The sequence below is a fragment of the Pseudoclavibacter terrae genome, assembly GCF_008831075.1.
Taxonomy (GTDB): Bacteria; Actinomycetota; Actinomycetes; order Actinomycetales; family Microbacteriaceae; genus Pseudoclavibacter; species Pseudoclavibacter terrae.
The window spans coordinates 81069-101145 of the sequence record NZ_WBJX01000001.1 but is presented as its reverse complement, the minus strand read 5'-3'; the positions used below and the strand labels follow the sequence as shown (position 1 = coordinate 101145).

Sequence of the window (20077 nt, the reverse complement as noted above, 5' to 3'; positions counted from 1 at the left end):
CGGCCTGAGCTAGCGTCCTCACCGAGCACGGAGCATCCCCACATGGCTTCACGCAGCTACGCACGCGGCACCATCGAGTTCGACCGAGGGCTGACCTTCTTCGACGCCATCTACGCGGTCGCGATCACCCTGTTGATCGTCGACATCAAGCCGCCGACGGCGGAGCATTGGGCGAGCTGGGATGCGTTCGCCGGCTCCGGTGTGCTCGATCAGCTGCTGGCGTTCACGATCAGCTTCTTCGTGATCGCGAACTTCTGGAAGGTCAACCACCGCCTCATGGGGCAGGTGGATGCGCTCGACGGCGCGGTGCTGAACGCCAACATCGTTGCCATGTTCTTCATCGTGGTGCTGCCGTTCACGACGGCGTCGATGAGCGAGTCGACGTTGGACTCGCAGCCGTTGCCCGTCGTGGTCTACGCCCTGAGCATCATCTGCGCGTCCCTCGCGCAGCACGTGATCTGGGTCATCGCGGTGCGCCGCGGGTTGACGGAGGACACTGCGGCGGCGCGCCGCCGCTCGGCCTTCACGTTCGTGGTGCCGGCCGTGTTCGCCCTGTCCATCCCGGTCGCGTTCCTCTTCGGGCCAGACCCGGCCCGCTACACGTGGCTGCTGCTGCTCCTCACCGGCCCCGTCACGTCCGCCGTCCAGAAGCGGATGGCGGAACGCGACGGGGAGCCCGACGACGAAGCCCAGCACGGTGCGACGGCGGCGTCAGAGTGAGCGAGGTGCACCCCCTACCGGCAGGACGATGCATCCGGCTCACCCGCGTCACCGAACGGCACCAGGACCGGGAGCAGCGCCTCTCCTAGCCCTGCGGCACGTACGCGTTCGTGAACGCGTCGCCTTCGAGGGGCTTCTCGAGCAGATCCTGTTCGCTCATGAACGTCGCCATCGTGGCCCACACCTCGGCGTCGTTCGTGAAGAGCGGCTGCCCGTCCTGCGCGGACAGGAACGGGATGGTGGCCTCGAGCGTCGCAAGCGCGTCGCTCTTCGCCTCGTCCGTGTAGAGGGTCGGGATGTATTCGGCGGCGATGTCGATGGACTCGTCCGGGTTGTCGATCACATACTGCGTCGCCAGGGCCAGCGCCTCGAGCACGGGCGTGATCGTCGCGTCGTCGCCTTCGATGATCGAGTCGGCGACTCCGAGCGACGGCCCGACGAGGGTCGGCGCGTCGGCGGGCGCGATCTCGATCGTGCGCACCGGGAAGCCGGCCTTCTCGAACTGCACCGCGTCGTTGTTGACGTAGCCCATGACCCCGTCGACGGCGCCGGTCGTGAGCGCCGCCTGCTGCGTGTAGCCGATGTGCTCGATCTTCACGTCGTCCGCCGTCAGCCCGTTGCTCTGCAGCAGCGACAGCAGCGCGAAGTACGTCTGCCCGTAGGGGCCTGGCGTGCCGATCGTCTTCCCGCGCGCATCCGCGGCCGTCTTGATGTCGGAGTCCTCCGGCACGATGAGCGTCGCCGGGTACGTGTTGTAGAGCGTCGCGACCGAGGTGACCGGGATGTCGGCGGCCCGTGCCTGCGTGATCTCGTCGCCGCCCGCGTACACGAAGTCCTCGGTGCCGTTCGCGAGAGCCCCGAAGAGGTCCTCACCTTCACCGTGATGGCGCAGCTCGACATCGACGCCCTCATCCTCGAAGAAACCCTTCGCCTCGGCCACGTAGAACGGCACGAACTGGATGTTCGGGGTGTACGTGAGACCGATGGTGGCGGCCCCCGCGGGCTCGGCCGTCGCGTTCGCGGCGTTGCCATCGGACGATGGCGAGCATCCGGCGAGCACGGCCACAGCCGCCACAGCACCGGCAGCGACCAGGGAGCGCAGTACCCGAGGGCCGAGAGCAGCGCGGCCCGGGGTGGTGAGGTGAAGGTTCATGAGCGTCTCCTGGTCGAGATGGGCAGGGTCAGGCGGTTTTGGTCAGCGGGTCTGGGTCAGGCTGGGAGGGGTTCGTCGGCGAGCACGCGGGCGCGTCGCCTCGTCTTGGGCTCGTCGTCGTTCCAGGTGACCGCGTTCTGGAACAGGCGCATGAGGATGTACAGGGCGACGGCGAGGACCACGAGCATGAGGAGCGTGGAGAAGATGCCCGGAATGTCGTTGGCGTCGCGGTTGAGCGTGAGGAGCATCCCGAGGCCCCGGCCCCCCATCGTGAACTCGCCGACGACGGCGCCCGTGATCGAGAGCGTCACGCCGGCGCGGATGCCGGCGAGCACGCTTGGCAGCGCGAGCGGGCCCTCGACCCACCACAGCAGCTGGTACCAGTTGGCGCCGTCGATGCGGCCGGCCTCGATGACATCCTGCGGCAGCTGCCGCACCCCGAGCACCGTGGTGACGATCATGGGGAAGAACGACATGATGGCGCACAGCACGACCGTGGGCGCGAGGCCGTAGCCGATCCACAGCACGAGGAGCGGGGCCAGCGCGATGGCCGGCACGGCCTGCGACGCGGCGACGTACGGGGTGATCGCGACGTCGACCCAGGGCAGGCGAGCGATGAGGTAGCCGAGCGGGACAGCGACGAGGATCGCGAGGAGGCTGCCCAGCAGGGCCGCAGACAGCGTCACCCAGGCATGGGACAGCATGGGCCCCTGCGTCACGTCGAGCCAGAAGCGCTCGGCGAGCTGGCCCGGCGCGGGCAGGAACTGCGGCGAGATGAGACCGGCGGCCGTGACGGCCCACCACACAGCGAGCACCGCGACCGCCACCGAGATCGGTGCGGAGATGCGTGCTGACGTCGTGTTCATCTACCCGGCTTTCGTGGAAAGCTCCGGGGATGACGAGGCGCGTGGGTTCGCCGAACGGGTCAGCGGATTCCACGAGCTGACGGTACGCCGAGGCGTGCCGTCACGTGCGCCTCCCTTCCGGACTTTCACCGTCGGTTCCGGAATTTCACCAGATCAGCCACTCCCTTGCGGGAGCAGGTCGCGGACTATAACCGCCGGCTCGGAATTACACCGACCCCGGAGCACGTGGACTCTGCTGTCAGCGTACGACAGGTCTCCGGGAAGTGCGACATCATGACGCTCCGCGACGAGCGAACAGCAGGGTCAGGCTTCAGTGGAGTGGTCGCCCCGCGCCACCTTGATGGCGTAGTCGACGGGGCTGTCCGGCGCGTCGACGCCCTCAGCGGAGTCCGGCTTGTCGTCGATGACCGTGTCCGAGTTGACCGCGTCCGGCTCTGCGGGCTCGGGGTCGTTTCGGTCAGGCATGGTGCTCGGGTTCGAGAACTCGTTGGTGTCGCTCATGATTCCTCCGTCTCGGCTGCGGTCGCTCAGCGGTTGATGTCGTCGTCGAGGCCCGCGTCTTCGATGGCCTGCTCCTCCGGGTCGGGCGGCGGCGAGACGTCGGGCTGCTGGGCTGGAGACTCGGCTCCGGCGGCACCTGGCGCACCTGGGCCGGGCTCGAAGGCAGCGGGCACCTCGCGCTGTTCGTGGGGGCGGGGGATGAATGGTTCTGCCATGGACATGCGTCCATCGTGGGCAGATGACGCGCGGCCCTTCAAGGGTCTTCAGCGGAGGCTCACCGGGCTATCCGCTCCCGTCCAGCTTCCCGCACGCGCTACTGCGCGGCCTGCGCCTCCGCGCTCTTCTTCGCGTTGCGGAGCTCGCTGGCGATGGCGGCCGCGGCGATGGGCTTCGCGAGGCCGAGGCGTTCGGCGATACCACCGGCGTCGAACTCGGCGTCCACGGTCACGCGGGTGCTCGCTGGCGTGATCGCCTCGGTGCGCACCTCGGCGGCGAACGACGCGCGCCCCTCGACCGACTCCCAGCGCAGGCGCTCGCCCGGCTCGTTGACGACGACCTTCGCGTCGATGGACCGGCGCTGGCCGACGAGCTCAACATCCCAGCGGATGAGGTCGGGGCCAAGCACTTCGACGTGCTTCACGATGCTGAGCACGCTGGGGAGCGACTCCGGCTCCGCGTACAGGCTGAAGAGCACGTCGACAGGGACGTCGATGTCGATGGATTCACTCACGAAGGTCATGCGATCAGGGTAGTCGTCGCGCCCTGGGCTGCCGCCGGACTACTGGCTCGCGGCGAGAGAACCGGTGGTGGAGGCCCCGGGCGTGGCCGCGAAGCAGCGGTAGCTGCGCTGTCCAGCGTCCCAGTCGTCCTGGCTCAGCGGGTAGCTGGCCTCGATGACGAGTCCGGGGACTGCTGCCGCGGCGGTCGTGTCGAGGACATCCTTGGACTGGCAGGTGATCTGGGCGCGATCGCGCAGCGCGTCCTCACCCGGGTACTCGTCGCTCTCGGAGAGGGGCGTCGCCTCGACTTCGGCGAGCAGCTCACCGGAGTGCTCGACGGCGCAGTCGACGACCTCGAAGCGAGGCTCCCACGCCGACACGAAGTCCTGGATGCACTGGCCCGGCTCCAACAGGGAGCCATCGACGCCGGCGAGCGGAACCGTGGTCGTGGGCGGGCCGGCGGTCTCTTCCGGCGGCACGGTCCCGTCGCCGAACGGCTGGAGCCAGACGCCGAGCGCGACCCCGCCGAGGACGAGCACGCCGAGCAGCGCCGCCAGCACGCCCCGGTTGCGGCGCCCAGCAGCTCCGCGGATGTTGGTCACGCGTGAGCGCCTAGGCGAGGCCCAGGTCCTCGAGGCCGATGGCGGCGCGGTACGGGTAGCCCGCGGCCTCGATGATGCCCTGCGCTTCCGTGGCGCGGTCGACGATGACGGCGACGCCGACGACGTTCGCGCCGACCTTCTCGAGCGCCTCGATGGCTTTCAGCGGCGAGCCGCCGGTCGTGGAGGTGTCCTCGAGCACGACGACCCGCTTGCCCTGGAGGTCGGGGCCCTCGACCTGGCGGCCGCGGCCGTGGTCCTTCGGCTCCTTGCGCACGACGAACGCGTCGACGACCTTGCCCTGCGCGAGCCCCTGGTGCATGACGGCGCTCGCGAGCGGGTCGGCGCCCATCGTGAGGCCACCCACAGCGTCCACGGGCCCGAACTCCTCGATGAGGTCGAGCAGCACGCGGCCCATGAGCGGAGACGCGCGGTGGTCGAGGCTCAGCTTGCGGAGGTCGATGTAGTACGTCGCCTTCTTCCCGCTCGTGAGGGTGAAGTCACCGTGGAACACGGCTTCGTCGCGGATGAGTTCGATGAGGGCGTCGCGGTCTGTCGTCACGGGGCCAAGCCTAATCGCCCGCCGCGCCCGTCAGTGCGCGGCGATGGCGTCGGCGATCGTCGCCCCCGGATGCGCGCGGCGCCACTCCAGGAGGGCGGCCCCCGTGGGCAGGCCATGAGCGTCGCGGCTCGGGCTCCCGCCGCCGCTGGGTGCCGCGGCAGGGCGGGCGCCTTCCACTGCGGTTGACGCGGTCGCGTCGAGGTCGCTGGTCTCAATCACGCTGTTCGTCTTCATCACGCCTCCTCCGGCCGGCGCCTGGCTGGCCTTCGTTGTCTCGGGATGCTTCCGGTCCTGCGAGTCGATCTGAGGCCAGCCCAGCAAGCCGGTCGACCTGCTGTCAAACGGACCGGGGGCTCATCGGCGTCTGCGGGGCACGATCCGCGATTCCCAGCGAATCCTGCGAGCCCTGCGATGACGGCGATGTCGGTGCATTCGCTGTCACCGGGCGCACGCCCTCTGTGAGGTGCCCGTGAGACGCCGAAGACCCGCCTGCCAGGAGGTGGCGAGCGGGTCTCGGGGTCAGCACGGGGGCGAGGCTCAGCGGTTCAGGAACTCCAGCACGACCCGATTCCACTCTTCGGCGTGACTGACGTTGACGCCGTGGGGCGCATCCGCCACGACGTGCAGCTCTGAATCGGCGATGGCCTCGTGCGTGCGCAGGCCCGAACCCTCGAACGGGACGGTCGCGTCGCTATCGCCGTGGATGACGAGCGTCGGCACCTTCACTGCCTGCAGGTCGTCGCGGAAGTCGGTGTTCGCGAACGCCGCCATGGCCTGCAGCGCGGCTGGCTTGAACGCCTGCTCCGTGAGCTCGATAGCTGCCCGCCGCTCCGCCTCGGAGACGACGAGGGTGCCGTCGACCGAGTAGAACGTGGTGATGAAGTCGTCGTAGAACGACTCCTGGTTCGCGGTGAGCGCCGCCGTCATCTTCGCGGCTTCCCCGGCCTCGAGGGGACCGTCGGGGTTGGCGGGCGTCTTCAGCAGGTACGGCGGCACGGCGGATGCGAAGACCACGCTGTGCACGCGCTCGTCACCGAACTTGGCGAGGTAGCGTGCGACCTCGCCGCCTCCCATGGAGAACCCGACGAGCGTCACGTCGCGCAGGTCGAGGGCCTCGAGGACGGCCTGCAGGTCGTCCGCGAAGTCGTCGTAGCTGTATCCGGTCAGCGGCTTGTCGCTGCGGCCGAAGCCGCGACGGTCGTAGGTCACGACGCGGTGGCCTGCCGCTTCGAATGCCGGCACCTGGTGATTCCAGGCCTCTCCCGAGAGGGGCCAGCCGTGGATGAGGACAACAGGGCGGCCCGTTCCGCCCGTGTCGTCGACGTGGAGCTTCGTGTCGGTGAGCAGGCCGTGGTGAGCGAGGATCTCAGTCATTGGTTGCCTTCCCGCGCCGCACCCTGCGACGCTTCCACCATCATTCGGAACCGACCTCCGCGTCGGATCGGTGGCTCCTGGGCAACGTCCAGGAGCCGCGAGCGTCAACTGCAGTATCGGATCTCCACCTGCCCGGCGTGCCCGCGGAGGGCTTGCACGTTCGGGGTGAGCGCGGAGGTCGAGTACGCGTTGACGTTGACCCGCAGCGAGACGGCCCCCTGGTTGATGGCGGTCGACGCCACGAACGAGGACCCGGCTGCGCCCGTCGACACGGCCGCGGAGGTGTTCGTCTGCGCGCCGAAGCGGCCGCGCGCGATGCCGCCACCGCCGCCACCCGCGTATCCGCCGCCGCCACCACCGGCGGAGGCGCTCAGGTTGCGGCTGCCGCTGATGGCGCCGAGGACCGCCGCGCCGTTGCCGCCGTTGCCGCCACTGGTCGTGCTGAAGCTGCCGCCGGCCGTGCCGGCGATCGAGGAGACCTGCGACCATCCGCTGCTCGGGTTGCCGGCCGGGGCGGGAGGTGTGGAGTAGGTCTGCGCTCCCCCGGCGACGCCGCCGGTCGCGGCGGCGGCTCCGCTGGGTGCGAGTCCGGGTGAGACGGAGAAGGTGGTCACGTTCTCCGTGAACCCGGCAAGGCCGGATCCGCGACCGTTCGGGGCCGCGATGGCACTCGCCGTGCCGTACTGCAGCCCCTGGAAGGGGGCCGAGAGCACGGCCTGCTGCTTGGTGCTGTTGGTGATGAACTCGGAGATCCCGCCACCACCACCGCCGCCGGCGACGACGAGCGGCGCTCCGGATGAAAGGGTGATCGCGCTCCCGCCCCCGCCGCCACCGGTGTAGATGACGGCCTGGTTGGTCTGCGCTGGACGCGTGGGGGTCGAGCTGCCGCCCGCGCCGTAGCCGGTGCCGCCGAGGGCGACCGTGCCCGTGGTGTTGGAGCCCATCTGGCCGCCTTGACCGACGTAGACGCGCAGCGGGAGCGGAACCGTGAGCGCAGCGCCGAACACCACTCGTCCCGTGGCGATGCCGCCCTGGCTGCCTGGGATGGTCGAGCTCCCAGCGCTCGAGCCGCGCCCGCCGCCCGCGCCGCGGACCACGTAAGTGAAGGCCCGAGTTCCCGCTGGCACGGTGATCGTCGTGAAGTTCGTCGTATTCGTGTACGTGGCGATGGCACCCGTGCAGGCGGCGGATGCGGCGAACGAGGGGGCCGCCACTGCCATGGCGAGCACCGGCACGCTCCACGCGGCGCCCTGCAGGACCCTGCGGCGGCTGGTCGGGGAAGATGATGGGTCTGGGGAGGGGAGGTGCTCGGACACACGGATCCTTGGGGGTTCGGCCCTGCATGACGTCCCCGCTGGTGCGCCGGGGAGCCGCACGTCATCACCGAGGAAGAAGGGCACACGCGTGCACTCGCAGATGTTTCGGAGCCGACCCCTGCATGGATTGCCACGTTTCCGCAGGAAGTGAGTTGTGAGACTCCTGAGCTCGTCCTCAGCAGAGAGCCGAATGCCCCTCAGACGTCGATCGAGAACGCGAGCAGCTGGAACGGCGCGCGGCCGTCACCCGGATCGACGGTGCGCACGCGCGACTCGAGGATCGAGAACCCGAGGCGCTCGTACAGCCGGTGGGCGCGCACCATCTGCGGTCCGCTGTTCATGACGACTCGACGGAGTCCGCGCAGCCGTGCGAGCTCGATCACGAGCGTCGTGAGCGCGGCCCCGACACCGCGCCCGCGGGCACCCGGGTCGACCGCGAGCAGCCGGAAGTCGAGCTCGTCATCACTCTGCGGCAGCGAGGTGAGGTGTTCGCCCGGCTTCGGCGTCGCGACGGATCCGAGCAGCGCACCGCTCTGCGCATCCACCGCCACCCACACCTGGTGGGCCGCCGCCCGCTCGCCGACGGAGATGATGTCGTCGCGGTAGTTGCCGGAGATGGTGTACTCGAGCTCGTAGGCGCGCAACGACAGCTCGGCGACGGCGTCGACCTCGCTGGGTCGCACGAGCCGCACGACGACGCCCGGGGCGGGCTGCAGCTGCAGCCCGTAGTCGACGTGCGGGATGCGTCCCTCGCTCGCAACGCCGGGCCCGCCGGGCTGGCCGGGCTGGCCGGGCTGGCTGGGCTGGCTGGGCTCGTTGGTGCGCCGGTACCCGAGGCCCTCGTAGAGCGCCTGCGCCGCGACGTTGCGGTCTCCCGTGTCGAGCACAAGCGCGGATGCACCCCAGCCGAGGGCGGTCTCGCTCGCCGCGAGCATGAGGCGCCTCGCGATGCCGAGCCGCTGGGCGGTGGGTGAGACGGCGAGGAGCCGAACCTCGGCCTCGTCGGCGACCGCCAGCCGCGACGGGCCCGTGCCCGCCCGGGCGATGCTGAGCGTTCCGAGGACCTCGCCCGCGCGCTCCGCCACGAGCACGCTGCCCGCCGCGGCCCGGCCTTCGACGTCCCGCACGAAGCGCCTCCGCTCCTCGCCGACGGGCAGATGCCCGTATGGGCCGGCGGCGAAGGCAGCCTCGCTGACCCTGACCACCTCCGGCCAGTCCGTTGGCTGCGCTTCGCGAACCCGGAGCGGGGCGGGTGGCGTCGCGTGCGCGTCCTGGGTCGCGACGGGTGCGGTCTGCGTCATGCGGCGGATGCTCCAACGGGCTCTGCACTGCAGGCCCGACCGAGCTGCGCGTCACCGTCGCCCCAGAGCGTCGTGGGGAACTCCTCGCGGAGCGCGGGGATGACGGCCGTCGCGAAGTACTCGAGCTGCTCCAGCTGCTGCTCGTGCGGGAGCGTCGTCGGCAGGCTGATCGACTGCAGGTCGTGGCCGAAGGCTCCGTGGAAGCGTCCGATCTTGTCGATCACCTGCTGCGGGCTGCCGACGAGCGCGGGCCCTTCGGCGATGGCGTGGTCGATGTCGCGGAAGACGGAGTTGTTGCCGGGCACGTTCGTCGCGGCGACGAGGGCCTCGTAGACGGGGCCGTACTGCTCTTTCGCCGCCTGGCTGGTCTCCGCGATGAACAGAGATCCGGCCCCGGCGCCCACGTACGCCGTGCGCGGGTCGTGGCCGTGTCGCTCGAACTCGTCGCGGTAGTGCCGCACGAGTACCTCGTAGTTGCGCAGCGGCTGGATGGCGTTCGCCGAGAAGAGCGGGTCGCCCCACTTCGCGGCGAGGGCGGCGGATGCGAGCGTGGTCGCCGAGCCGTGCCACACGCGGGGCGGTCCTGCGTATGGCCGGGGCAGGGTCGTGACCTTCGTGAGCGGGCGCGTGAACTCGGTGCCAGGCCAGTCGAGCTCGGTCTCGCGCCACAGGTGCCGCAGGAGCGCGTACTTCTCAGCGAGCAGCTCCCACTGGTCGTCGATCTCGAGGCCGAACAGCGGGAACTGGGCGACCTCGTTGCCCTTGCCGATCGTGATCTCCAGGCGGCCGCGGGAGAGCTGGTCGATGGTGGCGAAATCCTCGGCCACCCGGACGGGGTCGAGGATCGACAGCACCGTCACCCCCGTCTGCAGGCGGATGGTCGACGTCTGCGCGGCGATGGCCCCCAGGAGCACACTCGGCGACGACGACAGGAAGCGGCCGGCGTGGCGCTCCCCCACCGAGAAGGCGTCGAAGCCGAGCTCCTCGGCCCTGAGCGCGAACTCGAGCGTCTCGTGGAGGCGCTCCGACGGTGTCAGCTGCTCCCCCGTGACCGGGTTCGGGACGTGCGGGACGATGTCGAGGACCTGGAACTTCACGCGGGCTCACTCCCCGCGTCGTCGCCGGCCTTGGACAGCGGGGTCTTCTCGCCAGCCTCGATGCCCACCGGCAGCCGGTTCTCGGCGGGCGGCAGCGGGCACGTCGCGAAGACCGTGTACGCGCACGGCAGGTTCACGGCGCGGTTGAAGTCGACCGTGACGCGGCCGTCCGCATCCGGGGCCGACAGGGACAGGGCGCGGTTCGCGGCGTACGTCGTGATCCCGCTCGTCGCATCCGTGAACAGCACGAGCAGTGAGCCAGACTCGTGGCCGTTGAAGGCCGTGAGCGAGAACCGCTCCCCGCGAAGCTCGAAGGTGACTTTGCCCGGAGAGGAGTACACGTGCTCGAGCCCCTCGACGGCCGCGCCGACCGTGACGTCGCGGGGCTCGTCGAACGCCTCGAAAGTGCCCTCGGCGCGCCAGCGCAGGTTGGGCAGGTAGGTGGGGGTGCCCGAGTAGGAGGCCAGATAGCCGTAGTCGGGGTCGCGGGGGCGCACGATGGTGAAGCCGCCGCGCTTGGCGATCTCGATGAGCACCTTCCCGGCTCGGGCGCTGACCCCGTCGCGCTCGGCGATGCACGGGAAGCGGTGAAGGCGCGGCCCCTGCAGGAGCAGCCCGTCGGCCTCCAGCGTCTCGCCGTCCGCGAGGTCGACAACGGCCTGACCGTCCTCGAGCGACCAGGCACCCGGGATGCCCACGATGGCCTGCGGCTCCTCCGAGAGGAACGTGAGGCTCGTCACCGCGAGGAAGCCGTGCCCGTCGGTGCGCCGCTTCTCGTGCTCGACGTGCCACGCCTCCCAGTCTCGATTGAACTGGGCGCGATCGACGGATGCGTCTTGGACGAGGGAGGCCGAGGTGCTCATGCGGGGATGGTAGGCAGACCCCGCCCGCAACCGTAAGACGGCGACTACGCCGGACTACTCAGGGCGTCACATTGCGCAAGGCGAGGCCGCGGTTCGTGCGACACCGCGGAAACACGCCGGACATGAACTTCATTCGTTCGCGTAACACCACGGTCGCACAGGCGAAACAGCCTGAGCGCAAGCTGAGTGCACCCCGACGCCCACGGCGTCCCTTGCAGAGAGGTCTACAACGATGGATCAAGGAAATACCGCATTCATCCTCTTCGCGGCGGCGCTCGTGCTGCTGATGACACCTGGACTCGCCTTCTTCTACGGCGGCCTCGTGAAGGCGAAGAGCGTGATCAGCATGATGATGATGAGCTTCGGCGCTATCGGCCTGATCGGCGTGCTGTGGGTGCTCTACGGCTACTCGATCGCCTTCCCGGCGGCTGACGGCCTGAGCCCGCTCTTCGCGATCGACCCGTCCGCGATGGGGCTCTCCAGCCTCCTCGAGGTTCCGGAAGACGCCGCCTACCCGCCGCTCGCATTCGCCGCCTTCCAGGCGACCTTCGCGATCATCACCGTCGCCCTCGTGTCCGGCGCCATCGCCGACCGCGCGAAGTTCGGCTCGTGGATGATCTTCGCCGGAATCTGGGCGACCGTCGTCTACTTCCCCGTCGCCAGCTGGGTCTTCAACTTCGGCCTCGCCGACGACGGAAGCTTCGCCTACGGCGGCTGGATCACCTACGGCCTGCAGGAGACCTTCGGCGTTGGCGTCATCGACTTCGCCGGTGGCACCGCAGTGCACATCTGCGCAGGTGCGGCGGCTCTCGCTCTCGCCCTCGTCCTCGGGCGTCGCGTCGGCTTCGGCAAGGGAGCGCACGTCCCCCACAACCCGCCCTTCGTGCTCCTGGGCGCAGGCCTCCTCTGGTTCGGCTGGTTCGGCTTCAACGCCGGCTCCGAGCTCGCCGCCGACGGCGTCGCCGCCCTCGCCGTCGTCAACACCATCGCAGCCCCCGCCGCGGCGCTCCTCGCCTGGCTCGTCGTCGAGAAGATCCGCGACGGCAAGCCGACCTCGGTCGGTGCCGCGTCCGGTGCCGTCGCAGGCCTCGTCGCCATCACCCCGGCCTGCGCATCCCTCGACCCGGTCTGGGCGATCCTCCTCGGCGTCATCGCCGGCGTGGTCTGCGCCCTCGCGATCGACTTCAAGTTCAAGCTGGGCCTCGACGACTCGCTCGACGTCGTCGGCATCCACCTCGTCGGCGGCCTCATCGGAACCCTCTACCTGGGCTTCTTCGCCAACGGCACCGGCCTCTTCCTCGGGGGCGACGGCACGCAGCTCCTCGTGCAGGCCATCGCAGCCTTCGCGGTCATGGCCTACTCCTTCGTCGGCGCATTCATCATCGGGTTCGTCATCCACAAGACGATCGGCTTCCGCGTCAAGGACGAGGACGAGATCGCTGGCCTCGACACCGTCTCGCACGGTGAGGCCGGCTACGTGCTCGAGGATGCCCGCGTCTAGCATCCGCCCCGCACGACGAGCATCCGCTCACTGACCATGAAGGTGGCGGCACAGTCTGCAGACTGGCCGCCACCTTCTGGCCTCTCCCCCGACAACCGGGTTCCCCAGCACCTGAGCTTCGTAGATTGGATGCCGTTCGATGAAGATCGTCACGCCGCAGTCGCTGCCACGGGAACGGCTCGGCACTGACCTTCGCTCCGGAAGCGTGCACGAGATCTGGCGCGACCCAGACGACGAGGTCGACCCGAGGTGGAGCCTGTCGCTCGTCGACGTGAAGCGCAACGTGAAGTCCCTGCACCGGCCAGAGGGAACCGTCGACCACTGGCTCGGCATCAGCGGCCCGCAGCTGCGGCTCGTGGACGGCACCCGGCAGGAGAAGGTGCGGGCCGACCACCAGATCGTCGTCGAGTCGACGTCGCCACTCCTCCTCCTGCGCAGCTCAATCGGGCGCGCGAAGAGCACCAGGCTGCTGCGGGTGACCCGCAAGTCGGAGATGCAGCCCATCATCCTCGGCCGGGTCTTCGTGAGCGACCCCATCGAGTTCGACCCCGACGTTCGCGCCATCTACCTCATCAGCGGCCGCCTGAGCCTCGGCGGCACCGAGCTCGCCGAGGGCGAGGCCGCGATCTTCGACGAGACAGCCCCTCCGGTCATGCACTCAGACGGCGCGTTCGTCGCGACCATGGCGATCCCCTGCGCTGAAGCGGAGACCGCCTAGGACAAACTCCATGACTTGTCAAGAGATTCAGCTCTAACTGCCAGGTTCAATAGCGTCGTCTGGCGCGCCAATGCTCATCGCATGCCGCGCCAGACAACACTATGGGCACCTTCATCTATGACAACACGCCAGCCGAGTTCGACGACCGGGTACTCGCGCACATCGAGGCCGTCGTCGCCGCGAAGCTCAGACGAGGAGAACCCTTCCTCCTGACCTGGCGCAACGACGCGCTCACCGGCGGCGGCCGCGACACGGTGTGGATGAGCGCGAACGTCCCCGTCCTATTCAACTACCGGGGCAAGCGCCCCAGCGACCTCGACCGCCGCGTCGTCGAGCGTCTCCTGCGCATGGCGAACAGCCCCGGCGGGGTCGTCGCGCCCACCCCCGAGGAGCTGTAGGCGCGTCGGCGCGAACAGGGCACCGAGGTCAAGGTCGACCTCCCCGGGTCCTAGCTCGCGTAGAGCTCCGCGTACCCCGCGACTTCGCGGGCGTACTCGGCAGGCAGGTTGTACGCCGAGATCGCGGTGTTCCAGCCGTCGTCCGTCGTCAGGTCGCCGCCCCGCTCGCACAGGTAGGCGGCCGCCGTCTGCACGGCGTCGTCGATGTGGTGGGGGTCGGCGGCTCCGTCGAAGTTCGCGTCCTGCCCGTGCTTCGCCCACGTCTCCGGGATGAACTGCATGGGGCCGACCGCCCGATCCCATTCCGTGTCATTGTCGAGGGCGCCGCCGTCGGTGTCAGGGATCGCGAGGAACCCCTCGCTGCCGTCCAGCGGCACCCCGATGATGGGCGGCTCGACCTGGCCGGAGTCCACCACCTGCGACCCACCGTAGGTGCCGTGCTTGGACTCGACCGCGCCAATGCCGGCGAGCGTGTTCCAGCCGATGCCGCACTCCGGGCGCGTCTCCGAGACGCGGATCGCGGCCCCCGCGTACGCAGAGAGGGCGCGGGCCGGGATACCGGTCGCCTCGGACGTCGCCTGCACCCAGGCGGGCGAAGCGAGCTCCGCGACCGGCACATCCCAGATGCCGAACCCGGCCGACTCGGGCAGCTGCTGCGGCGGCGCCACCGGGTAGCCCTCAGCGGCAGGGTCGAGGTAGGGCTCCGTCTGCACCTGCGGCTCCTGCACCCCGCTGCCGACCTCGTCCTCGCCGTACGCGGGCGAGAAGAACGACCCGGCGCATCCCGTCAGCAACGACGCCGACGCGACACCGGCGCCGAGAGCCACGAGGAGACGGGTGCGAGCGGAGGAGCTTGCAGGCGAGACGATGATGCTGGCCCTTCCTGGGGTCGGCGCTGGGGTCGGCGGGCGGGTTCGGCGGGTGGGAACGCCTGAGTCCGAAGACCACAGCGTACGTGCGACGGCGGACACTCCACTGGATGCGCGCCGAGGGCCGCCACGATCACAGTTCACGACTCCGGTCGACGGCGCAGCCATCAAACTTCGGTGACAACGGGGCCGTCGACGTCCGTTGAGCTTCCGTCAGACGCGAGTTGTCACCGAAGTTTGCTGCGTAGCCTGGCTCGGTTGAGCGGCCCAGGTCAGAGCATCGGAGGCCCCGCGGGCTCGGCGTCCGCTTCCTTCTTCTTGTCGGGCACGAGCTTCAGCCCGATGACGGCGAGGATGATGCCGGAGATGAAGACGGCCTTCCACGGCGAGAACGCTTCGTCACCCGTCGCCATCGCGTAGATGACGGTGAGGGCCGCCCCGATGCCGACCCAGACGGCGTACGCGGTGCCGATCGGGATGCGCGCCGCCGCCCAGCCGAGCCCGAGCATGCTGAGCACGACCCCGACGAAGAAGACGATCGTGGGGATGGGCTGCGTGAATCCCTCCGACTGGCCGAGGGCGGTGGCCCAGACGGCTTCGAGGATGCCGCTGATGACGAGTGCGATCCAAGCCATGGTCAGCTCACCACCTTGAGGCCGATAACCGAGCCGACGAGCAGCACCAGCAGCAGGACCCGTGCGACGGAGACCCGCTCCTGCTTGGTGAACATCGCCCAGACGACGGTGAGCGTCGCCCCGATGCCGACCCAGACGGCGTACGCGGTGCCGGTCGGCAGCTGCGTCATCGCCCACGCGAGGCCGGCCATGCTGATGGTGAGCGACACCAGGAACACGACGACGGGGACGGGCTTCTTGAAGCCCTTCGAGGCGGATAGGGCTGAGGCCCAGACGGCCTCCAGCATCCCGGACAGAATCAACACGAACCAAGCCACGACGGCTCCTTCTGAGTCAGTCTTGTCGTGGTGCGGGTACTGCTCCCTCGTCCGCAAGCCCGATTCCGGGGCTTCGAGGTCCAACGGTAGCAACAGGCCCGCCCATTGGCCAGGCCGGAGTCGCGTGCACTGCGGATGCACAGGGCTCGGATGCACAGGGCTGCGGGTGCACGCCCGGCACGGTTGCATACGGTGGCGCACCTGACAAGGGCGAGGACTGCCCTGCGGATGCGGGCAACAATCGGGGCATGTCCCCCACACCTTCCCCGTCGTCGACCCCGGCCCTCAAGCGCGACGTCACCGGGCTGCTCCTGTTCGTCTTCATCCTCGGCGACGTGCTCGGGGCTGGCATCTACGCGCTCGTCGGCACCATCTCTGGCGAAGTGGGCGGCGTCACCTGGCTGCCCCTGCTGGTCGCGCTCGGCATGGCGCTGCTGACGGCCGCGTCCTACGCCGAGCTCGTCACGAAGTACCCCAAGGCCGGCGGTTCGGCGGTGTTCGCGCAGCGCGCGTACCGTTCCGAGTTCTTGTCGTTCATGGTGGGATTCTGCATGCTCGCGGCGGGAGTCGTCAGCGCGGCGAGCCTGGCTCTCGCGTTCAGCGGCGACTACCTCGCCACGTTCATCGACCTGCCGCCGGTCGTCGGCGCATCCCTGCTGCTCGTGCTCATCGCGCTCGTCAACCTGCGCGGCATCAAGGAGTCCCTCCGCTCGAACATCATCATGACCTGCATCGAGCTGACTGGCCTCGTCCTCGTGGTTGTGCTCGTCGGGGTGCTCGTGGGCAACGGCGGCGGCGACATCAGCCGGGCAGTGTCGTTCGGCGACGACATCAACCCGTTCCCCGCGGTGCTCGGCGCGGCCCTCCTCGCCTACTACTCCTACGTCGGCTTCGAGACATCCGCGAACCTCATCGAGGAGGTGCGTGAGCCCTCCAAGGTCTACCCGAAGGCGCTGTTCTTCTCGCTCCTCACGGCCGGCGTCATGTACATGCTCGTGGGAACCGCCGCCTCGATCGCCGTCCCCTCCGACGAGCTCGCCGAGTCCACCGGTCCGCTGCTCAACGTCATCGAGGCGACCGGCGCGCCCGTGCCGGCCTGGCTGTTCAGCGCGATCGCCCTCATCGCGGTCGCCAACGGCGCCCTGCTCACGATGATCATGGCGAGCCGCCTCACCTACGGCATGGCGGAACAGGGCCTCCTCCCTCGAGCCCTCGGGCGTGTCCTCCCCGGACGCCGGACCCCGTGGGTCGCGATCATCGCCACGACGGTGTTCGCGATCGTCCTCACCGCGACGGGCGGCATCGCCGTGCTCGCCGAGACCGTCGTCATCCTGCTGCTCATCGTGTTCCTCAGCACGAACCTCGCCGTGCTCGTGCTGCGCCGCGACAAGGTCGAGCACGCGCACTTCAAAGCCTGGACCGTGCTGCCCGTGCTCGCGATCATCTCCTGCATCGTGCTCCTCACCCAGCAGAGCGGCGAGGTGTGGCTGCGCGGCGGCATCATCGTCGCCGTCGGCGTCGCCACGTACTTCGTGCTGCGCGTCACCCGCCGCTCGAAGTCCTCGCGCGAGGTGACGCCCGCGGAATAGGCGGTTTCGCGCGTTCTACACCTTCAGCCCCGGTTCGCGGTACCCCTCTTGAAAACACAGGCGCGGTTGATGGTCTCTCGATACCGGCGCATCCGCGTCGAACTGGAACGATGACGAGGAGACTCCCCCATGTACTTCCACGCACAGACCTGGATCAACGACATCGCCGACGGGGAGCCAGACCCCGCAGCCGCGAACGCCCTGCAGGAGGGGCTCGGCGGGCAGTTCGGTGAGATGCGCACCATGATGCAGTACCTCTTCCAGGCGATGAACTTCCGCGGCCCGACGGCGAAGCCGTACCGCGACCTCATCCAGGGCATCGGCACCGAGGAGATCAGCCACGTCGAGCTGATCGGCACGACCATCTCGCGGCTCCTCGACGGGTCACCCGAGTACACGGGCAAGCTCACCGACCCGCTCGACAAGCCTGGTGCCGGCGGCGCGACGCCCTTGAAGATCGCCCTCGACACGAGCAACATCCACCACTACCTGGTCGGCGCGCAGGGCGCTCTGCCCGTGGATGCGGCGGGCAACCCGTGGAGCGGCAGCTACGTCTACAACTCCGGCAACCTGCCCCTCGACCTGCTTTACAACCTCATGCTCGAATCGACGGGGCGCCTCCAGAAGTGCCGCATCTACGAGATGACCGACAACCCGACGGCGCGCGGCACGATCGCGTACCTCATCGTGCGCGACCAGGCACACGAGAACGCGTACGCGAAAGCCCTCGAGACGCTCGGCGTGAACTGGAAGTCGCTGCTGCCCATCCCGAAGACGAACGCCGAGTCGTTCCCCGAGGTGAAGGAGCTGCTCGACCTGGGCCTGCAGAGCAAGCAGTACTCGTTCGACCTCGACGGCAAGTCGGAAGCTGGGAAGATCTTCCAGGGCGACTCACCCTCGAAGGACGGCACGACGTTGGACGCTTCGGAGCAGGCCCCCGCCGGAGCCCCGTCGTTCATCGCCCACGAGCGCCTGGAGGAGTTCGCGCCCGGCCTCGACACCGACCTGCTCGCCCTCATCCAGGCGACCGCCGAGCTCGAGCTCTCCGAGATCAACGGGTTCTACGGGCCGACGACGACATAAGTCCAGGGCAGAGGCCGGGCAGAGCAGAGGCCGGGCAGAGCAGACCAGCTGCAGAGGCCGGGCAGAGCAGACCAGCCCCACTCCTCACCGCAGGCAGAGGCTGGGGCTGGGGCTGACCAGCGCACTCCTCACCGCAGCTCCTCCGCACCGCAACTCCTCCGCACCGCAACTCCTCCGCACCGCAACTCCTCCTCACCGCAACTCCTCCGCTCTGCGGCTTTTCCGCTCTGCAGCTTTTCCGCTCCGCAGGTTCTCCGCTGCAGGTTCTTCGCTCCGCAGCTCTTGTCGCCGCTCCGTGCGGCGGCGACAAGGAACTGCGGCGGGGAGCTGCGGGCGTTCACGGGAGCCGGGGAACGAATCGGAGCCGATCAGAAGGGCGGAGGGTCGAGGCCCGGCATGTCTCCCGGCTCCTCGCCGGCCCTCGATGCAAGCCCGGGCTCCGGCGGCTGCACCAGGTAGGCAGCTCCTCCGATCTCGAGGCCCGGTTCGCCGGGCGGGGAGGGCCCGAAGGTGACACCCCTCGGTTCGGGAACATCCTCCAGCAGGATGCCGGTGGGCGACGTCCATTCCATGACCCCGCCGGGCAGCTGGCAGACCTCCCAACCGGTGTTGCCTTTGACCGTGTGGTTCCAGCGACAGAGGTCAGCGAGGTTGACGAGGCTCGTCGGCCCGCCCTCAGACGCCGGGATCGTGTGGTCGAGGTCGCAGCGCTCTGCAGGGAGCCGGCATCCCGGGAACCTGCAGTGCACATCCCGAGCCCGCAGCCACGCGCGCATCGCCTCCGTCGGCCGGTAGCGGTCGACCTCGACGACCGTTCCAGTGATCGGGTGGGTCAGGATGCGCTCGAAGGCCGGCGCGTTGGCCGCGAGTGCCTTCGCGACGCTCATCGGGATGGGCGTGACGCCGTCGAGGAGCGCGGGCGACGTATCGAGCGCGCGGCCGTCGCCATCGCCGTCGCCGTCGCCGTCGCCGTCGCCGTGCTGAGCGCGGAGCATCGCGAGCACCGGCATGGTGATGGACACCTTCGCGGTGATGCCCGCCGCTTCCGGACAGGTCGTCAGCCTGCCCGTGAGCAGCAGCTCGGCGAACACGTCGGCCCGCACCTGGTGGAAGGTCCGCGGGTCGTCGGAATCAGAGCCCCGCGCCGCGATGATGGCCTTCGCGATCTCGGACAACCGCCCGTCGATCGCCGTGAGCACCGGCAGCGAGTGCCGCGCACCGAGTGCGCCCATGCCGTCCCCCTCACTCGAGACGAGCACGGCTCGGGACTGCATCGACTGCTCGTAGCGTTCCTCAAGCGACGACGCTGTGAGCCGTTCCGCCTGCTTGATCGCGAAGTCCTTCAACCTGCCCGGTGACGTCGAACGCGCCTTCTCCAGCGCAAGCTGCACGAACAGCTCGCGACGCGCGGCCTGTTCCGCGGGGTCCTCGTGCACGACGATCGTTCCCGCCTCGCACATGATGCGGGCATGCGCCATGGACACCTCGCCCGCCGCGAGCGCGGCATGAACGAGCGGGAAGTCCTCAGTGAGGATCGCCGAGCGGCCCATGATGCCAGACACCGCCTGCCTCGAAGTCCTCGTGACCGCGGCGATCTCCGCCTTCCACGAGCGAAGCGCCCACTCCTGCTCCAGTGTGCCCTCGCGCTCGTCCTCGGCGAGGGCCGTCCGAGCCGCGAGCGCGTAGACGCGCGCCTGCTCAGCCTGAGCACGGGCGAGATCAGCGTCGGCATCGGCGATCGACCGGACCACCAGGAAGCGCTCGAGCATTCGCACGCGCTCCACCAGCGAATCGGGTGGCCTCCACCCCGCCGGGATTCTCGTCGCGAGCGCTTCATCGATCATGCGATCAGCCTCCACCCGACCACCGACATTCTTGGCCCGGTCCGAGAGGCCC

23 protein-coding genes and 2 riboswitches are annotated in these 20077 nt (G+C 69.3%); of the genes, 6 read left to right on the top strand and 17 right to left on the bottom strand.

The window, feature by feature from the left end:
- Positions 1-42: 42 nt before the first annotated feature.
- Positions 43-720 (top strand): TMEM175 family protein, encoded by a 678-nt coding sequence (locus F8O03_RS00500; protein ID WP_151421927.1) that lies wholly within the window; start codon positions 43-45, stop codon positions 718-720.
- A gap of 85 nt (positions 721-805) precedes the next feature.
- Here F8O03_RS00500 and F8O03_RS00495 read toward each other — a convergent pair whose 3' ends face one another.
- The 13 genes from F8O03_RS00495 to F8O03_RS00435 all read right to left on the bottom strand — a co-directional run bounded on the left by F8O03_RS00495 (position 806) and on the right by F8O03_RS00435 (position 11071).
- The gene (locus F8O03_RS00495) at positions 806-1873 is read right to left on the bottom strand and encodes an ABC transporter substrate-binding protein (protein WP_151421926.1); all 1068 of its coding nucleotides are present in this window, start codon (positions 1871-1873) and stop codon (positions 806-808) included.
- A 56-nt stretch (positions 1874-1929) separates the two neighbouring features.
- Positions 1930-2739, bottom strand: coding sequence for an ABC transporter permease (locus F8O03_RS18490; RefSeq protein ID WP_151421925.1), 810 nt, complete (start codon positions 2737-2739; stop codon positions 1930-1932).
- A 101-nt stretch (positions 2740-2840) separates the two neighbouring features.
- Positions 2841-2967, bottom strand: a riboswitch (FMN riboswitch).
- Between the two features lie 75 nt (positions 2968-3042).
- Positions 3043-3240, bottom strand: a complete 198-nt coding sequence (locus F8O03_RS00485) for a hypothetical protein (protein WP_151421924.1) — start codon at positions 3238-3240, stop codon at positions 3043-3045.
- A gap of 26 nt (positions 3241-3266) precedes the next feature.
- Positions 3267-3455, bottom strand: a complete 189-nt coding sequence (locus tag F8O03_RS00480) for a hypothetical protein (RefSeq protein WP_146079037.1) — start codon at positions 3453-3455, stop codon at positions 3267-3269.
- Between the two features lie 98 nt (positions 3456-3553).
- Positions 3554-3979: an SRPBCC family protein gene (locus tag F8O03_RS00475; RefSeq protein WP_104251467.1), complete on the bottom strand. Its 426-nt coding sequence runs from the start codon at positions 3977-3979 to the stop codon at positions 3554-3556.
- Between the two features lie 39 nt (positions 3980-4018).
- Positions 4019-4561 (bottom strand): septum formation family protein, encoded by a 543-nt coding sequence (locus tag F8O03_RS00470; RefSeq protein ID WP_151421923.1) that lies wholly within the window; start codon positions 4559-4561, stop codon positions 4019-4021.
- 10 nt (positions 4562-4571) lie between these two features.
- A complete protein-coding gene (gene pyrE / locus F8O03_RS00465; protein ID WP_104251465.1) occupies positions 4572-5120 on the bottom strand; it encodes an orotate phosphoribosyltransferase in 549 nt (182 codons plus the stop codon).
- Between the two features lie 30 nt (positions 5121-5150).
- Positions 5151-5354, bottom strand: coding sequence for a hypothetical protein (locus F8O03_RS00460; protein WP_151421922.1), 204 nt, complete (start codon positions 5352-5354; stop codon positions 5151-5153).
- A 303-nt stretch (positions 5355-5657) separates the two neighbouring features.
- Entirely contained in the window at positions 5658-6494 is an 837-nt protein-coding gene (locus tag F8O03_RS00455; RefSeq protein ID WP_151421921.1) for an alpha/beta fold hydrolase, read from the bottom strand.
- Positions 6495-6598: 104 nt separating this feature from the next.
- Positions 6599-7810: a hypothetical protein gene (locus F8O03_RS00450; RefSeq protein WP_151421920.1), complete on the bottom strand. Its 1212-nt coding sequence runs from the start codon at positions 7808-7810 to the stop codon at positions 6599-6601.
- A gap of 197 nt (positions 7811-8007) precedes the next feature.
- Positions 8008-9111 carry a GNAT family N-acetyltransferase gene (locus F8O03_RS00445; protein WP_151421919.1) on the bottom strand — a complete coding sequence of 368 codons (1104 nt, stop codon included), beginning with the start codon at positions 9109-9111 and terminating at the stop codon, positions 8008-8010.
- The gene (locus F8O03_RS00440; RefSeq protein ID WP_151421918.1) at positions 9108-10208 is read right to left on the bottom strand and encodes an LLM class flavin-dependent oxidoreductase; all 1101 of its coding nucleotides are present in this window, start codon (positions 10206-10208) and stop codon (positions 9108-9110) included. Before F8O03_RS00440 ends, F8O03_RS00445 begins: the two co-directional genes overlap by 4 nt.
- Positions 10205-11071 carry a DUF1684 domain-containing protein gene (locus F8O03_RS00435; RefSeq protein ID WP_151421917.1) on the bottom strand — a complete coding sequence of 289 codons (867 nt, stop codon included), beginning with the start codon at positions 11069-11071 and terminating at the stop codon, positions 10205-10207. Before F8O03_RS00435 ends, F8O03_RS00440 begins: the two co-directional genes overlap by 4 nt.
- Before the next feature lie 232 nt (positions 11072-11303).
- Between F8O03_RS00435 and F8O03_RS00430 the strand changes: the two genes are divergently transcribed.
- The 3 genes from F8O03_RS00430 to F8O03_RS00420 all read left to right on the top strand — a co-directional run bounded on the left by F8O03_RS00430 (position 11304) and on the right by F8O03_RS00420 (position 13688).
- On the top strand, positions 11304-12572 hold the full coding sequence (locus F8O03_RS00430) for an ammonium transporter (RefSeq protein ID WP_151421916.1): 1269 nt from the start codon (positions 11304-11306) through the stop codon (positions 12570-12572).
- 139 nt (positions 12573-12711) lie between these two features.
- On the top strand, positions 12712-13290 hold the full coding sequence (locus F8O03_RS00425) for a hypothetical protein (protein WP_151421915.1): 579 nt from the start codon (positions 12712-12714) through the stop codon (positions 13288-13290).
- A 101-nt stretch (positions 13291-13391) separates the two neighbouring features.
- The gene (locus F8O03_RS00420) at positions 13392-13688 is read left to right on the top strand and encodes a DUF7882 family protein (protein WP_151421914.1); all 297 of its coding nucleotides are present in this window, start codon (positions 13392-13394) and stop codon (positions 13686-13688) included.
- A gap of 50 nt (positions 13689-13738) precedes the next feature.
- Here F8O03_RS00420 and F8O03_RS00415 read toward each other — a convergent pair whose 3' ends face one another.
- The 3 genes from F8O03_RS00415 to F8O03_RS00405 form a co-directional block, all read right to left on the bottom strand.
- Positions 13739-14515 (bottom strand): lytic transglycosylase domain-containing protein, encoded by a 777-nt coding sequence (locus F8O03_RS00415; RefSeq protein WP_244295762.1) that lies wholly within the window; start codon positions 14513-14515, stop codon positions 13739-13741.
- A gap of 314 nt (positions 14516-14829) precedes the next feature.
- The gene (locus F8O03_RS00410; protein ID WP_151421912.1) at positions 14830-15192 is read right to left on the bottom strand and encodes a DMT family transporter; all 363 of its coding nucleotides are present in this window, start codon (positions 15190-15192) and stop codon (positions 14830-14832) included.
- A 2-nt stretch (positions 15193-15194) separates the two neighbouring features.
- Complete coding sequence (locus tag F8O03_RS00405) at positions 15195-15509, bottom strand: DMT family transporter (protein WP_104251750.1); 315 nt, start codon at positions 15507-15509, stop codon at positions 15195-15197.
- Positions 15510-15519: 10 nt separating this feature from the next.
- Positions 15520-15586: riboswitch (guanidine-III (ykkC-III) riboswitch) on the bottom strand.
- A 171-nt stretch (positions 15587-15757) separates the two neighbouring features.
- Here F8O03_RS00405 and F8O03_RS00400 point away from each other — a divergent pair.
- Together F8O03_RS00400 and F8O03_RS00395 are read left to right on the top strand one after the other, a co-directional pair.
- Positions 15758-17098 carry an APC family permease gene (locus F8O03_RS00400; protein WP_151421911.1) on the top strand — a complete coding sequence of 447 codons (1341 nt, stop codon included), beginning with the start codon at positions 15758-15760 and terminating at the stop codon, positions 17096-17098.
- 129 nt (positions 17099-17227) lie between these two features.
- Positions 17228-18181 (top strand): manganese catalase family protein, encoded by a 954-nt coding sequence (locus F8O03_RS00395; RefSeq protein ID WP_104251455.1) that lies wholly within the window; start codon positions 17228-17230, stop codon positions 18179-18181.
- A gap of 368 nt (positions 18182-18549) precedes the next feature.
- On the opposite strand, the gene F8O03_RS00390 is transcribed toward F8O03_RS00395, so the two are convergent.
- Positions 18550-20025: an HNH endonuclease signature motif containing protein gene (locus tag F8O03_RS00390; protein WP_167516424.1), complete on the bottom strand. Its 1476-nt coding sequence runs from the start codon at positions 20023-20025 to the stop codon at positions 18550-18552.
- Positions 20026-20077: the final 52 nt, after the last annotated feature.